The following is a 14865-nucleotide window of genomic DNA, read 5'->3' on the forward strand; positions in this document are numbered from 1 at the left end:
CGCCGCTGCCCCTCCAGGCGTGGCGCCCTTCCCCCAAGGAGATCCGCATGAAGACCCGTACTCTCGGCCCTGCCGGCCCCACCGTGTCCGCCCTTGGACTGGGCTGCATGGGCATGAGCGCCTACTACGGCGGCCGTGGCAGTGACGATGACGGCATTGCCGTCATCCGGCACGCGCTGGACCGTGGCGTGAGCCTGCTCGACACCGCCGATGTGTATGGCCCGCACACCAACGAGGTGCTGGTCGGCCGCGCGATCGTCGGCCGCCGCGACCAGGTGTTCCTGGCCAGCAAGTTCGGCATCGGCCTGGACCCGGCTGACCCGAAGGCGCGGCAGGTCAACGGCCATCCGGACTATGTGCAGGCCGCCTGCGAGGCCAGCCTGCGCCGGCTGGGCGTGGACCACATCGACCTCTACTACCAGCACCGCGTCGACCCCAGCGTGCCGATCGAGGACACCGTCGGTGCGATGGCACGTCTGGTGGAACAGGGCAAGGTGCGCTGGCTGGGCCTGTCCGAGGCCTCGGCGGCCACCCTCCGCCGCGCCCATGCGGTGCACCCGATCACCGCGGTGCAGAGCGAGTACTCGCTGTGGTCGCGCGAGCCGGAACAGAACGCGGTGCTGGCCACCACGGAGGAACTGGGCATCGGCTTCGTGCCGTATTCGCCGCTGGGCCGTGGCTTCCTGACCGGCGCCATCCGCAGCCCGGATGACTTCGACACCGACGATTACCGGCGCACCTCGCCCCGCTTCGAAGGCGAAAACTTCCAGCGCAACCTGGCACTGGTGGATACCGTGCAGGCGCTGGCCGCCGAGCGCGGCATCGCCGCCTCGCAGCTGGCGCTGGCCTGGGTGCTGTCGCGCGGCGAGCACATCGTGCCCATCCCGGGCACGACGCGGCGGGCACGGCTGGACGAGAACCTCGCTGCGCTGCAGGTGGAACTGGACACGGCCACGCTGGACGCACTGGACGCGGCCTTCCCGCTGCATGCCGCGGCCGGTGACCGCTACTCGGTCAGCGGCATGGCCAACATCGAGTCGTAGCAGCGGCCGGGACGGACGCACACCGGTGGCTACCGCCGGATTGTGCCGATTCCGGCAGCCTGGCCGGGGCGCAGCGCGCGCCCGGCCATGCATGACCCCCGTCAGTGGTAATGCTGCGCTGCGTTCGGTCACACTCGGGAACTTGTCGTTCTTAGTCACCCCTTCCGAGGCCTGCATGTCCCTGTTCCGGCGCAAGTCCCTAGATTCCGTCACCGTCCACGAAGCCGGCAGGCGCCTGATCCCGACGCTCAGCTGGCCGCACCTGATCGCGCTGGGCATCGGCGCCATCGTCGGTACCGGCATCTACACGCTGATCGGCGTGGGTGCCAACCTGGCCGGCCCGGCCGTGCTGATCTCCTTCGCGATTGCCGGTGCGGTCTGCGCCTGCGCGGCACTGTCCTACGCCGAACTGTCGACGATGATGCCGGCCGCCGGCAGTGCCTACACCTACAGCTACAGTGCGCTGGGCGAGGTGTTCGCCTGGGTGGTGGGCTGGAGCCTGATCCTGGAGTACTCGCTGGTGGTGAGTACGGTGGCGGTGGGCTGGTCAGGCTACTTCGTCGGCTTCCTCGAATGGGTCCATACCCAGTTCGGCTGGAATGTGCACCTGCCGGCCTGGCTGGCCGCCGGCCCGCACGTGGAAGGCGGCATGATCAACCTGCCGGCGATCATCATCACCTGGCTGGTGGCCGGCATGCTGATGGCCGGCACCAAGGAAAGCGCCACGCTCAACGCCATCCTGGTGGTGTTCAAGCTGATCGCGCTGGCCATCTTCGTCGCCGTGGCCCTGCCCGCCTTCGACAGCGCCAACCTGCAGCCGTTCATGCCGTATGGTTTCGCCAAGTCGATGGGCCCCGACGGCGTCGAGCACGGCGTGATGGCGGCGGCAGCCATCATCTTCTTCGCCTTCTACGGCTTCGATGCGATCTCCACCGCCGCCGAGGAGACCAAGAACCCGGGCCGCGACCTGTCGATCGGCATCATCGGTTCGATGATCGGCTGCACCATCGTCTACGTGCTGGTGGCGCTGGCGGCCGTCGGTGCGATGAGCTACGCGGTGTTCGGCCACAGCGCCGAGCCGCTGGCGCTGATCATGCGCCAGCTGGGCCATCCGACCGCGGCAATGGTGATCGGCGTGATCGCGATCATCGCCCTGCCGACGGTGCTGCTGGCCTTCCTGTACGGCCAGAGCCGCATCTTCTTTGTGATGAGCCGCGATGGCCTGCTGCCGCGTGGCCTGTCCAAGGTCAACGCACGCACCGGCACGCCGGTGGCGACCACGCTGTTCACCGCAGTGGTGGTGTCGGCGCTGGCCGGTGTGGCGCGCCTGGACGAGATTGCCGCGCTGGCCAACGCCGGTACCCTGGCCGCGTTCACCGCCGTCGGCATCTGCCTGGTGGTGCTGCGCCTGCGCGAGCCGAACCGCGAGCGCACGTTCCGCACGCCGCTGGCCTTCGTGGTCGGCCCGCTGGCCGCGCTGGGCTGCATCTACCTGTTCCTCAGCCTGCCGCACACCACCCAGCTGTATTTCCTGCTGTGGAACGTGGCCGGCCTGGTGCTGTACTTCCTGTACAGCCGTCGCCACGCGCTGATCGCGAAATAACCGGATCGCCGGTAGTGCCGGCCAGCGGCCGGCACTACCGCAGGGCGGTCAACCGCCCTGCTTTGCCGCGTAGTCCTGCGCCTGGCGCATCACCCGCAGCAGGTTGCCGCCCCAGATGCCGGCAATCTGCTGCTCGGTGTAACCCTTGCGCAGCAGCCACGCGGTGATCTTCGGCAGCTGGCTGACATCGGGCAGGTCGCTCAGGCCACCGCCGCCATCCCAGTCCAGGCCGATGCCCACGTGCTCGGGGCCGACCACCTTGAGGATGTGCTCGAAGTGGGCGAAGAAGTCGTCGAGGCTGGCATGGCGCACCGGGTGCTCGTGGTCCAGCGCCTGTTCGGCCTTCAGCAGGGCAACACCCTGCTCGATGCCCATGCCTTCCCAGCCACCCAACTGCTTGCTCAGCGCTTCCTCGGCCTGCTTGCGCTCGGGTGTCTTCGCCGTGTCGATCAGGTAGCCGCCATAGGCGTTCACCTGGATCACGCCGCCGGCCTTGGCCAGCTTGCGCAGGCGCGGGTCATCAAGATTGCGCGGGTGGTCGTAGACCGCCTTGGCTGAGCTGTGCGACAGCACGAAGGGCACCGGCATCATTGCCAGCAGGTCATCGAACACCGCGTCGGACGCATGCGACTGGTCGATCACGATGCCCAGCTTCACCGCCTGCTGCACCAGGCCCTTGCCGGCCGGGCTCAGGCCTTTCCATTCCGCACCCTTGGGGTCGGTGGCCGAATCGGCGAACTCGTTGTTGGCGAAGTGCACGGTACTGAGCAGGCGCAGGCCGGCACGGTGGTAGAACGAGAGCAGGCTGGGGTCTTCCACCAGCGGGCTGGCGTTTTCCATGCTGATGTAGACCACGCGCTTGCCGGCGGCCTTGATGCGTGCCGCGTCATCGGCGGTCAATGCCAGCGCGAAACGCTCGGGATTGGCGGCCAGCATTTCGCGGATCTCCAGCAGCCGCTGCAGGCCATGGTCACGCTCGGCGAGGTGCGCGGCTGGGCTGCGGTCGCCCTGATCGGTGTAGATCGCCCAGAAGCCGCCGTCCAGCGCGCCCTCGACCATGCGCGGGTAGTCCACTTGCGAGAGTGCGTTGCGGTCGTGGCGCTGCTCGATGTCGAAGCCGGTCCGGCCGAAATTGGCCGGCGTATCCAGGTGGCTGTCGAGCGTGACCAGGCGCTGCTGCAGGGCCTTGGCGCGGGCCAGTTCCTGTGCGCTGAACTCGATGGCATGAGCCGACAGCGGCGCACACAGCGCCAGGGCAAGCACGACGGACAGGTGGCGCAACGATGGCATGGGCTCTCACCGGCAATGGGAAGAGCCCGACCATAGCGCTGCGGCCGGCAGATTTGTAGAGTCGGGCTCACGCTCGGCTGCCAGGCACCGCGAGTCGAGCATGAATCGTATTCACGGCCCAGCGGCCAGCTTCCCGCGCATTGCGATGCGTTCGAAACAATGGCGCCCCCAGGATCAGGTGGCTCGGCTCGCCTCTACATCGTCCCGCGGTCAGTCGACCACGCGGCAGAACACGGCCTTCAGGTAACGCGATTCCTGCACGTGGGCCATGAACGGATGGTCCGGACCCGCACCAGCGACCTTCAGGATCTGGATCGTGCGGCCGGAGAAATAGGCCGCGCGGCGCAGCATGTCGAGGAACTGGTCCTCGGCCACCAGGCCGGTGCAGGAGAACGTGGCGAACAGGCCGCCCGGCTTGACCACGCCCAGCGCCAGCTTGTTCATGTCCAGGTACTTCTTCAGCGCGGTGATGACCTGGTCGCGGTCGCGGGTCATCTTCGCCGGATCCAGGATCACCACGTCGTACTGCTCGCCGCGGTTGGCGGCGTCGCGCAGCCACGGGAAGATGTCGGACTGGATGAACTTCGGGCGCACGTTGTTCAGGCGCGAATTGCCCTTGGCGATCTGGATGACGTCCTCATCGATGTCGATGCCGACCACTTCCGAAGCGCCACGCGCAGCGGCATACACGGCGAAACCGCCGGTGTTGCAGCACAGGTCCAGCACGCTCTTGCCTTCCACCTGCTGGCTCAGCCACTCGCGGTTCTCGCGCTGGTCGGCGAAGAAACCGGTCTTGTGCGCGCCGGCCGGGTCGGCGCGGAACTTGATGCCGTACTCGGTGATCACCGACGCCTCGGTGGTGGTGTTGCCGTGGAAGTCGAAGCTCTCCTGCTTCTGCACGTGTTCGTCGGCGAAGCTGTGGAAACGGCAGCCCGGGAACTGCTCGCGCAGGGCGTCGTAGATCCATTCGCGGTGGCGGAACATGCCGGCGGCGAAGAACTCGACCACCACCAGGTCGCCGTAGCGATCCACCACCAGGCCGGACAGGCCGTCGCCTTCGCTGTGCACCACGCGCCAGGCGTCGGAGACCGCGTCGAGCTTCAGCACCTCACGGCGCAGCGACACCGCCTGGGCGATCTTGCGCGAGAACCAGCCGGCATCCACCGGCACGTTCTGATCGGTTTCAAGGATGCGCACGGCAATGCGCGAGTGCCCGTTGTAGAACCCGCGGCCAATGAACTCGCCATCGATGCCGACCACGTCGACGATGGAACCGGGCTTGGGCCGGACGGTCGGCTTCTCGACCAGTTTCTGGAAGATCCACGGGTGGCTGGAACGCCACGCATTCTTGAGGCGGACAATCGGAAGGGGGGTATTCATCCACCCATTGTAAACCGGGCGCCGGGGTCGGATCCTCGCAGGGGCTCTGACCCCGGTGTGGCGACGATGGGGTCGGAGCCCCTTTGGGGATCCGACCCCTGGCCTCCCCCCCATTTGACGGCGGCGGGGCCAGACGGCAGAATCGGCGCCAGAAGGGGAGTAGCTCCCAGACGTTGTCGCCGTCATTTCGAGCCCGCAGGCTCCGGTGCAACGGCAGTTCCAGCCGACTGGAACTGCGAGCGAGACCTTCGCCGTACTGGCGAAGCTCTGTCCCTGGATCCCCCTCCCGATCCTCCGTTGCAGATCCTCGCCGTCCGGCCTGGCATTCATCTTTCCAACGGACATTCCCAATGCAGACGATCGGTAACGTGTGGTTGTGGGGCGGCTTCGCAGCGGTGGTGGTCATCGCCCTGCTGGTCGACCTCGTGTTGATGCGCCATGGTGGACCGCACAAGGTCACCTTCAAGGAGGCCCTGTGGTGGTCCATCGGCTGGGTCGCGCTGGCCCTGCTGTTCAATGCGGGCCTCTGGTACTACCTGAATGAGACCGCCGGCCAGGTGGTGGCCAACAAGGTCGGCCTCGAATTCCTGACCGGCTACCTGGTCGAGAAGGCGCTGGCGGTCGACAACATCTTTGTGTTCCTGATGATCATGAGCTACTTCGCGGTGCCGGAGGAGCAGCGCCAGAAGGTGCTGATCATCGGCATCCTGGGTGCGATCGTGCTGCGTACGATCATGATCTTCGCCGGCAGCGTGCTGATCAGCCAGTTCCATTGGCTGCTCTACGTGTTCGGCGCCTTCCTGCTGTTCACGGGCTGGAAGATGTGGTTCGCCGCCGGCCAGGAGCCAGACCTGGAGACCAATCCCGCCCTGCGCTGGATGCGCAAGCACCTGCGCCTGCTGCCGGACTATGCCGGCAACGCACTGAGCGTGAAGCGCGACGGCGTGCGCTGGTTCACCCCGCTGTTCGCGGTGCTGATCCTGATCGCGGTCACCGACGTGATCTTCGCCGTGGACAGCATCCCGGCGATTTTCGCGATCACCACCGACCCGTTCATCGTGCTCACCTCCAACGTGTTCGCGGTGCTGGGCCTGCGCGCGATGTTCTTCCTGCTGGCCGGCATGGCCGACCGCTTCCACCTGCTGCCGTACGGGCTGGCGCTGGTGCTGGGCTTCATCGGCATCAAGATGATGATCATCGACCTGTTCAAGATCCCGACCCCGGTCTCGCTGGGCGTGGTGGCGGTGATCATCGCCGCCACCGTGGTGCTCAGCTTGAAGTACCCGCCGAAGGAGGGCGAAGGCCAGGCCTGAGCCTGAACGGCTGAACGGCGCGGCCGGTGGGATTGTCCCGCCGGCCGTATCCACTTTCCCGCCGCGGTGGCCTTGGTTTCGCGCCAGTCACCGCCATTGCTGAGGTATGGACAACAACGCGCCCCTGCCTGCCGGCGACGTACCGGCCCCCCGCAATGACCGCTCGCGCATCCTGCGGGCGTTCAATGTCAGCCTGGCCGCCGTGCTGGTGCTGGTGGCCGTGTTCGCCCTGCAGGGCACCTTCGACTGGCGGCTTTGGGCCGTGGCGCCACTGGAAGCGAAGGGACTGCTCGGCCTGATCGGCGGCCCGATGCTGCATGCCTCGGTCGAGCACATCGTCGCCAACAGCATCGCCATCCTGATCCTCGGCACCCTGGCAGGCAGCGTCTATCCGAAGGCCACCGTGCGCGCCCTGCCCCTGCTGTGGCTGGGTTCGGGCCTCGGTGCATGGATGCTGGGCAACCCCGGCAGCGTGCATTTGGGCGCCAGTGGCGTGACCCACGGCCTGATGTTCCTGCTGGCCAGCCTGGGCCTGCTGCGGCGCGACCGTGCGGCAATCGCCACCGGCCTGATCGGCATGCTGTTCTACGGCGGCATGCTGATGACCATCCTGCCACACGCCGATGGCGTGTCCTGGCAGTCGCACATGGGCGGTGCCTTCGCCGGCATCATCGCCGCGCTGCTGTTCCGCAACGCCGACCCGCTGCCACCTCGCCAGCGCTACAGCTGGGAAGACGAAGAGGACGAGATCGAACCGCTGGCCGACGACGAACTGGAGCCGCCGGCGCCAAAGCGCGTGCCGGTGCTGTGGCAGCCCCGCGAAGGCCAGGACTACGTGGTGATCCCGTTCCGCCGGCCAGACGAGCCGCGCGGCTGAAAATGCCCCGGTAGTGCCGGCCGCTGGCCGGCACCCTCATGATCCGGTAGTGGCCGACCTTGGTCGGCGCGGTTGTTGTGTGCCAACCAAGGTTGGCACCTACCACAGCACACCGGCACCCCGGGTAGCGCCGGGCCATGCCCGACGGCGTTGATCGCTCAGTTCCCCGCCGCGCCCATGCCATCCACCGCCTGCCGGCCCAGTGCCGGGTCATCGGTGAAGAACGCATCGATGCCGGTGGCCAGATAGGCACGCATCTCGGCAATCGAACCCTCGGCATTGCGCGCGTTGTCGGCGCCCTTGCGCAGGTTGCTGGCCTGGAAGTGGTTCTCCGGACGGAAGGTGTACGGAATCACCATCAGGCCCACTGCATGTGCGTCCTGTACCAGCGTGGTCGGAGTGCTCAGCGCGCCCTTGGCGTCCAGCGGAATGATCGAGCGCAGTTCCGGGCCGATGCTGTCGGCGTAGCTGGCGATGTCCTTCAGTCCTGCCGGGGTCATCATCTGCGCGTAGGTCAGCTTTCCACCGGCCTTGGCGATGTCGGCCGGCTGGGTGTCGCCCTTCCACAGCAGTTGCAGCAGGCGGATGTTGCTGCCGCGCGGGATCTTGCCGCGCAGGTAGCGCAGGTTGGCGGTCTCGAACGACTGGATGGTGACCGGGCCGACGTTGGTATAGGCATTGCCACGCAGCGCGGTCAGGAGCTTGTCTTCCATCGGCAGGCCGATCGACTGGAAGTAGGTCGGGTGCTTGATCTCCGGCACCAGGCCGATGCCACGGTTGGCACGCCCGGCCTGCTGGACAAGGAATGCGAGGATCTCGTCCAGGCTGGCGATGCGGAACTGGCCGTCATAGGCGGTGCTGCGCAGTTCCGGCAGGCGCTCGCGCGCGTACAGGGTCTTCAGCTCGGCCAAGGTGAAGTCTTCGGTGAACCAGCCGTCCACCTTCTGCCCGTCGATGACCTTGCTGGTGCGGCGGCTGGCGAATTCGGGATGCGAGGCCACATCAGTGGTGCCGCTGATCTCGTTCTCGTGGCGGGCCACCATCACTCCGTCCCTGGTCATCACCAGGTCCGGCTCGATGTAGTCGGCGCCATCGGCGATCGCCTGCGCATAGGCGGCCAGGGTGTGCTCGGGCAGCAATGCGCTCGCCCCGCGATGGCCATAGACCGACACCTTGTGCGCGGCCGGGGTGGAGGATTCAGCACTCATGGCCACCGATGGTGCCACGGCCAGCGACAACAGCAACGCACAACCCCACGACTTCACTGCGACTTCCCCAATCGGTATGTGATGGGCGTCAGTATGCGGCGGCAATGTGACAGGTGGGGGACCTGGGGTCGGATCCCCGCAGGGGCTCCGACCTGAGCGCTCCCCCCATTCTTCAAACAATTCTGATTGAAGCGCTGCACGGCCCGCGACTAGCCTCGGATGACCAACAGCGAAGTTGTCAGGGGCAGATCATGAAACAACTGATGTACATGCCGATTCTCAAATGGCGACAGGGAGAGTATCTCGCGGTGGGTCGTACCAGCGAAGGAGTCAAGGATGGGATCTATCCCCTGTTCGAGATCCCGATCGAGCAGTGGGACTTCGAGAACGATGCACCGGCCAAGTCACTCGATGACCACCTGAAGAACGTAGGCAGGCGTCTGAGCAGTAACTGGAAGGCGCGGCGCTGCCTGTTCGATTCGCCCTATCTTGCCGGTGACGACACCATGGCGGACGGCCAGCACCATCTGGAGCGGATCTTCCACCTCACTCGCACCGCAGGATGCCAGGCCATTCCCGTGACCGGCATTGACCGGCATGTCGACTACCAGCAGGCGGTGGCACGCATCGTCGCCCGCGATGATCGTGGCTGCGGATTACGGCTGGTGCCGGATGATCTTGAAGGAGGGCACCTGGCCCGGATCTCAGGGTTGCTGAAACTGTTGGGCGTGGTATCAGGTCAGGTGGACCTGATCCTCGACAGCTCGACCGATGTCGCCGACTCGCCCACGCTGCAGGCATCGACCTGGCAGGCATGGATTGCGGCCGTTCCGGATCTGGCCGACTGGAGATCGATCACCCTCGTGGGTGGTAGTTTCCCTGCCAGCCTAAGCCCCTCTTCAAGCTATCGCCCACATGGCGATGTGAACCGCCGGGAATGGCGCGCGTACACGCGGCTAGCCCGCATGCACACTGAACGAATGCCGTGGTTTGGTGACTATGGCTGCGCTTCTCCACAGACGGAATTGATGGATCCTCGCCTGTTCGACCCCAACGCCAAGATCAAGTACACGATCGATGATCAGTGGCGGATCGTTGTAGGTACCCAGATCAAGCGCAACGGCCGCGACCAGTACCGTGATCTGTGCCGGCACCTGGTCTCCGATCTGCCGGTGGTCTTCATGGGGCGCGGCTACAGCTGGGGCGATGCGTACATCGAAGACTGCGCAATCAGTGTCACCAGTACCGGGGGAAGCTCGACCTGGCCAACGGTGGCGACCAACCACCATATGACTAAGGTTGTTCGCGACCTCGCCAGTCTGACCGGCGCTTCAACTGTTCCCTGACCAGCGCACGGATTTCCGCAAGACTGTAGAGCTCCGACAGACGTTCACATAGCGCTGCGCGGTTGCCGCGCAGCGCTGATTTTTCAGGCGTCCGCCTGCCGATCAGAGCAGAAATTTCATCGCGCCAGAGCAGTGCTGCGACGGCCGTCGCGCTCACTGATGGATTGAGTTTTGCAGGCCGCACTAGTTCTAGCCTCACTGCGTTGCGCGCTCCACGTGATGCCAGCCTGACCCCCCACCAAGCAGGCAACGTATCCAGGGCATGGTCCAAATGGCGCTTGCCCACCACGATCGTCGCCTTGTCGAGGACATCGGAGTAGAACTGCTGCTGCAATGGAAGTCTCCGCAGGGTGTCTACATCACTCTTGATCTCGTAGCCGTGCAGATGGCCATTGATGACACAGACATCGACCCGGCAGGCGCCGCGCGCAAGCCCCATTTCCTCCACCACAAGCGTGTTCGGATTTGCGACATGCTCAGCAATGACCTTGCCCAGCAGAGCTGATCGCACGTCACTGTCGGTTATCGGGTTCATGGCGGGAATGATATCAAGGAGGTGTCGCGCACAGGATTGAAACCCCCAGCCGTCAGTCATGAGTAAGCGAGGCGGTCAGAGCCCCTTCGGGAATCTGACCTCGGATCTACTTCCCGATGCAGAAACTGGAGAAGATCCTTCCAAGCAGGTCATCGGCACTCATCTGCCCGGTGATCTCGCCCAGCGCGTCATGCGCCAGCCGCAGTTCCTCGGCGGCCAGTTCCAGGTGCTCATGCGCCAGCTCGCCATCGGCGCGCTGCGCGTGCTCCTGCGCACGCTCGATTGCGTCCACATGCCGCGTGCGCGCGGAGAACTCGCCATCCACCTGCTCCCCTGCCCCGGCCGAAGCAATCGAACGCAGACGCGCATGCAGATCGTCGAGCCCGGCGCCGGTGGCGGCCGAAACGAACACCCGGTCCGGATCGTCCAGCGACGGCAACGCCTCCAGCAGGTCCGACTTGTTGTGGATGTAGACCTTGTGCGGCACCGCCGCCACGGCCTCGCCCAGCGCCGCTTCGCCAGCCGCCGGATCGCGCGCATCCAGCACGATCAGCGCCAGATCGGTGCGCTCGATTTCCACATGGGCGCGGCGCATGCCTTCGCGTTCGATGGCGTCACCGCCGTCGCGCAGGCCGGCGGTGTCGACCAGGGTCAGCTCCAGGCCGTCCAGGCGGATGGTCTCGCGCAGGGTGTCGCGGGTGGTACCGGCGATGTCGGTGACGATGGCGCGTTCGCTGCCGGCCAGCGCGTTGAGCAGTGAACTCTTGCCGGCGTTCGGCGGACCGATCAGCACCGCGTGCAGGCCATCGCGCAGGCGACGGCCGCGTTCGGCATCGCGGCGCAGAATGGCCAGATCGCTGCGCGCCTGTTCCAGCCCACGCCGCACCTGCGCGCCACCGAGCGTATCCAGCGGTTCGTCGGCGAAGTCGATGGCCGCTTCCACGTGGATGCGCAGCAGAACCAGCTGCTCGACCACGGCGTCGATGCGGCGCGAGAACACGCCATCCAGCGAACGGCGTGCCGCGCGCGCGGCGCGGTTGTCGCCCGCGGCGATCAGGTCGGCGATGGCCTCGGCCTGGGCCAGGTCGAGCTTGCCGTTGAGGAATGCCCGTTCACTGAACTCACCCGGCCGCGCCTGGCGCGCGCCGAGCGCGATGCAGCGCGCGACCAGCTGCTGCAGCAGCACCGGGCTGCCATGGCCCTGCAGTTCCACCACTTCCTCTCCGGTGAAGCTGTTCGGTGCCGGGAACCACAGCACGATGCCATCGTCGATGACCTCGCCGTCGGCATCACGCAGGCGCGCGTAGTGCGCGTGGCGCGGACGCAGTGCAGGTGCACCCAGTGCATTGGCGATGGCCGCAGCACGCGGGCCGGACAGGCGCAGCAGGCCGACACCGCCGGCGCCAGGGGCGCTGGCGATGGCGACGATGGTGTCGGTGCGGATCGCGTCGTTCATGGCTCAGAGTTTCTCCAGCTGTGCGCGCGCCTGGGCCGCGCCACTGCCCTGCGGCTGCAAGGCCAGGTAGGTGGTGTAGGCCTGCTTGGCCTTGGCCTTGTCGCCGGCGTTGAAGTAGGCATCACCCAGGTTGAGATAGGCCACTGCACGCGAGGGGTCGATCTTCAGCGTGTTCTCCAGCCAGCGCGCCGCTTCGGCATAGCGCTGCTGGCGGTAGTAGACGAAGCCGAGGTTGTTGGCGGCCTGGGCGAAGTCCGGACGCAGCTTCAGTGCCTCGGTGAACTGCGCCACCGCCTCGTCGTACTGCTTCTCGCGGTACAGCTGCAGGCCGCGGTCATTGGCCTGCTGCGCGCGCTGGCGGTCGGACGCCGGGCCCGCAGTGGGCACCACCAGCTTGGCCTTGCCGCCCTGCAGGTCGGCCACCGTCACCGGCGCCTGGCTGCCCTTGGCTTCGCTGGCGGCTTCAACCTTGTTGTTCAGGGCGATCGCATCGGCGGTCAACTGGCGCGTATCGGCATTGAGGAACTCCTGGCTGTCCGGCACCTGGAACACGAACTCGCCGCCCTGCGAACCGGGCAGGCTGCCGAAGGCCGGGGTCTGGTGTGAAACGGCTGAGACGGCCGGCGCAACGTAGGCGGCCAGTTCGGTACCGGTGATCAGCCCATCGCCGTTGAGGTCGCCCTTGCCGGCCAATGCCTGCAGCAGCACCCAGGTGAACACCGAGTGGCCGTTCGGACCGGCGTCGGCCACCTGCTGGTCGGCACCGCCGGCGGTCAGCATCTGCCGCGCGCTGCGCCGCGCGTTCTCGCGCAGGAACGACGACGACGATGAACCGCCACGGGTCAGGCCCAGGCCGCTGTAGCAGGCATCCATCACGAACATAACGTGCTTGGCCTGCATGCTCTCGGCGATGTTCTGGATGTCGGTCATCGCGATGGCGTCGGTAGCGAATTCCTTCGGGTCCGAATCGACCGGGATGATGTAGCCGAGGTCGCGCCCGGAGGCGAGCTGGCGGGTCGCGCCATGGCCGGCGAAGAACACGAACACGCGATCGTTCTTGCCAGTGCGGTCATCGGCCAGGCGGTCGTGGAAGGCAGCCAGGATGTTGTTGCGCGTGGCCTGCTCGTTCTTCAGCACGATCACCTGCGAGGACGGGAAGCCGAACTGCCCGGTCAGGGTATCGGCCACCGCCTGCGCATCGTGGCTGGCGTACTCCAGCTTCGGCCACTTGGCGTAGTTGTCGATGCCGACCACGATTGCCCAGGACTTCTCGTAGCCGGTGGTGACGGTGGCGGCACCGGTATCGCCCTTGCGCGCACGGGCCACGGTGAAGTCGCGGCCGTTCCAGCCAGCGAACTGGTAGCCATCGGCGATCAGCCGGTCGAGGATCTGCGGCAGCGCCTTCACCGCACGATCGTGAATGTCGTGGAACAGGATGATGCCGCGCTGTTCCTTGTTCACCTGGTCGAGCACGCGCTGCACGATCGATTCCGGCACCGGGTCAGCCCAGTCCATCGAGTCGATGTTCCACATGATCGACTTCAGCCCGGCTTCGTTGAGCAGCTGCAGGCCTTCGGCATTGCGTGCGCCATAGGGGAAGCGGAACAGCGGCGCGCGCTTGCTGTCGACATCCTTCAGCAGCGTGTCGGTATCCAGCACCTGCTGGCGCAGCGCGTCACCGGTGGCGCGCGACAGCTGGGCGTGGGTCAGGCTGTGATTGCCGACCGCATAGCCCTCTTCCATCAGGTTGCGGCTGATCCTGGCCATCGGGCCGAGGCTGACCTTGCCGTCGGCCTCGACCTTGCCCAGGTTGCGGCCCACTTCGAAGAACACGCCCGGCACGTCGTAGCGCTTGAGGATGGCCACCACTTCATCGGTATAGGCCTTGTGCGGGCCATCGTCGAAGGTGAGCACAACAGTCTTGGCCGGCAGGTCGCGTCCGAAGATCTCGCGGTCGCTGTCCTTCATCGACATCGGGTACGGCTCGATCACGCCGTAGTCGCGCAGGATCGCTTCGCGGCTGTAGTCCTTGTGCAGGTGGGCGATGTAGTCGTCCCACTTCTCGCGCTTCAACTCGATGGCGCGGGTGCGCTCGAAGCGGCTGAAGATGCGGGTCAGTTCCTGGTTGTAGTTGCGCTCGATCTCATCAAGCGCCTCCAGGTCCTCACCGATGCGCTGGTGCAGCTTCACCGCCGGCAGCGACGAATCGGTGCCGACCCGTTCATGCAGGTCACGCAGCACTTCGCGGAAGGCCAGGCGGTCGGCGTCGAACAGTTCCGGCGCCGACTCGATGTAGTCCAGCACGGTGCCGAGGGTGGCGAAGCGCTGCGGACTGGAGTCGCGCAGCAGCGTGTCGAACTGCGCGGCGATGGCCGTGCGCTGTTCCAGGCCATCGTGGAACAGCTGCTGGCCCACGCGCGTGGAGGTACCGCGGTCGGCAGCCGACTGCTGTTCCTCGTCGGCCAGCAGCACGATGATGCGGCGGTAGCCGTCGAGCTGCTTCTGCAGCGCGGCCAGCAACGGTGCAGCGGCGGGATCGGCGGCGGCCGCGGCCTGCGCGCTGGGCTGGGTGACCGTGGTCGCCGGCGCCTTCGCGTCCTTGTCGCCACAGCCGGCAACGACCAGGGTCAACAACAGCGACGGCAGGAACAGGCGGAACGACGGCGCACGCTGCATGGAGGACTCGAAGGTGGGAGGAACGGTGTGCCGGCGATTCTAACGCCGCATGCGAAAAGCCCGCCTTGCGGCGGGCTTCTCATCGACCGGGGCGGTAGTAGAGTCGACTGTTAGTCGACTGCTCTACTCCCAGTCGAC

Annotated in this window: 11 protein-coding genes; 5 read left to right on the forward strand and 6 right to left on the reverse strand. The window is 66.3% G+C overall.

Annotation, left to right across the window (positions count from 1 at the left end; translation table 11 throughout):
* Positions 1–47: 47 nt before the first annotated feature.
* Both AC5P68_RS10940 and AC5P68_RS10945 read left to right on the forward strand, forming a co-directional pair.
* Entirely contained in the window at positions 48–1043 is a 996-nt protein-coding gene (locus AC5P68_RS10940; RefSeq protein ID WP_033833557.1) for an aldo/keto reductase, read from the forward strand.
* Between the two features lie 175 nt (positions 1044–1218).
* A complete protein-coding gene (locus AC5P68_RS10945) occupies positions 1219–2646 on the forward strand; it encodes an amino acid permease (protein ID WP_005411719.1) in 1428 nt (475 codons plus the stop codon).
* Between the two features lie 48 nt (positions 2647–2694).
* Here the strand turns inward: AC5P68_RS10945 and AC5P68_RS10950 are convergent, their stop codons facing one another.
* A complete protein-coding gene (locus tag AC5P68_RS10950; RefSeq protein ID WP_033833558.1) occupies positions 2695–3936 on the reverse strand; it encodes a dipeptidase in 1242 nt (413 codons plus the stop codon).
* A 210-nt stretch (positions 3937–4146) separates the two neighbouring features.
* A complete protein-coding gene (locus AC5P68_RS10955; RefSeq protein WP_005411721.1) occupies positions 4147–5316 on the reverse strand; it encodes a class I SAM-dependent rRNA methyltransferase in 1170 nt (389 codons plus the stop codon).
* Between the two features lie 350 nt (positions 5317–5666).
* Between AC5P68_RS10955 and AC5P68_RS10960 the strand changes: the two genes are divergently transcribed.
* Together AC5P68_RS10960 and AC5P68_RS10965 are read left to right on the forward strand one after the other, a co-directional pair.
* Complete coding sequence (locus AC5P68_RS10960; protein ID WP_010487446.1) at positions 5667–6629, forward strand: TerC family protein; 963 nt, start codon at positions 5667–5669, stop codon at positions 6627–6629.
* A 106-nt stretch (positions 6630–6735) separates the two neighbouring features.
* Complete coding sequence (locus AC5P68_RS10965) at positions 6736–7506, forward strand: rhomboid family intramembrane serine protease (RefSeq protein ID WP_049453518.1); 771 nt, start codon at positions 6736–6738, stop codon at positions 7504–7506.
* Between the two features lie 158 nt (positions 7507–7664).
* On the opposite strand, the gene AC5P68_RS10970 is transcribed toward AC5P68_RS10965, so the two are convergent.
* Positions 7665–8771, reverse strand: coding sequence for a glycerophosphodiester phosphodiesterase (locus tag AC5P68_RS10970; protein WP_049453517.1), 1107 nt, complete (start codon positions 8769–8771; stop codon positions 7665–7667).
* A 194-nt stretch (positions 8772–8965) separates the two neighbouring features.
* Between AC5P68_RS10970 and AC5P68_RS10975 the strand changes: the two genes are divergently transcribed.
* Positions 8966–10060: a beta family protein gene (locus AC5P68_RS10975; RefSeq protein WP_231522871.1), complete on the forward strand. Its 1095-nt coding sequence runs from the start codon at positions 8966–8968 to the stop codon at positions 10058–10060.
* On the opposite strand, the gene AC5P68_RS10980 is transcribed toward AC5P68_RS10975, so the two are convergent.
* The 3 genes from AC5P68_RS10980 to AC5P68_RS10990 all read right to left on the reverse strand — a co-directional run bounded on the left by AC5P68_RS10980 (position 10008) and on the right by AC5P68_RS10990 (position 14727).
* Positions 10008–10595 (reverse strand): sce7726 family protein, encoded by a 588-nt coding sequence (locus tag AC5P68_RS10980; RefSeq protein ID WP_080264262.1) that lies wholly within the window; start codon positions 10593–10595, stop codon positions 10008–10010. The two genes, AC5P68_RS10975 and AC5P68_RS10980, sit on opposite strands and share 53 nt — an antisense overlap.
* Before the next feature lie 106 nt (positions 10596–10701).
* Positions 10702–12051, reverse strand: a complete 1350-nt coding sequence (gene mnmE / locus AC5P68_RS10985; protein ID WP_049453515.1) for a tRNA uridine-5-carboxymethylaminomethyl(34) synthesis GTPase MnmE — start codon at positions 12049–12051, stop codon at positions 10702–10704.
* A 3-nt stretch (positions 12052–12054) separates the two neighbouring features.
* Positions 12055–14727: a polysaccharide deacetylase family protein gene (locus tag AC5P68_RS10990; protein ID WP_049453513.1), complete on the reverse strand. Its 2673-nt coding sequence runs from the start codon at positions 14725–14727 to the stop codon at positions 12055–12057.
* Positions 14728–14865 lie beyond the last annotated feature (138 nt).

It is taken from the genome of Stenotrophomonas sp. YJH_SMC_58 (genome assembly GCF_059369635.1).

Coding starts and splice junctions, on each gene's coding strand:
- AC5P68_RS10940 (WP_033833557.1), top strand. CDS start 48: ATGAAGACCCGTACTCTCGGCCCTGCCGGCCCCACCGTGTCCGCCCTT.
- AC5P68_RS10945 (WP_005411719.1), top strand. CDS start 1,219: ATGTCCCTGTTCCGGCGCAAGTCCCTAGATTCCGTCACCGTCCACGAA.
- AC5P68_RS10950 (WP_033833558.1), bottom strand. CDS start 3,936: ATGCCATCGTTGCGCCACCTGTCCGTCGTGCTTGCCCTGGCGCTGTGT.
- AC5P68_RS10955 (WP_005411721.1), bottom strand. CDS start 5,316: ATGAATACCCCCCTTCCGATTGTCCGCCTCAAGAATGCGTGGCGTTCC.
- AC5P68_RS10960 (WP_010487446.1), top strand. CDS start 5,667: ATGCAGACGATCGGTAACGTGTGGTTGTGGGGCGGCTTCGCAGCGGTG.
- AC5P68_RS10965 (WP_049453518.1), top strand. CDS start 6,736: ATGGACAACAACGCGCCCCTGCCTGCCGGCGACGTACCGGCCCCCCGC.
- AC5P68_RS10975 (WP_231522871.1), top strand. CDS start 8,966: ATGAAACAACTGATGTACATGCCGATTCTCAAATGGCGACAGGGAGAG.
- AC5P68_RS10980 (WP_080264262.1), bottom strand. CDS start 10,595: ATGAACCCGATAACCGACAGTGACGTGCGATCAGCTCTGCTGGGCAAG.
- mnmE (WP_049453515.1), bottom strand. CDS start 12,051: ATGAACGACGCGATCCGCACCGACACCATCGTCGCCATCGCCAGCGCC.
- AC5P68_RS10990 (WP_049453513.1), bottom strand. CDS start 14,727: ATGCAGCGTGCGCCGTCGTTCCGCCTGTTCCTGCCGTCGCTGTTGTTG.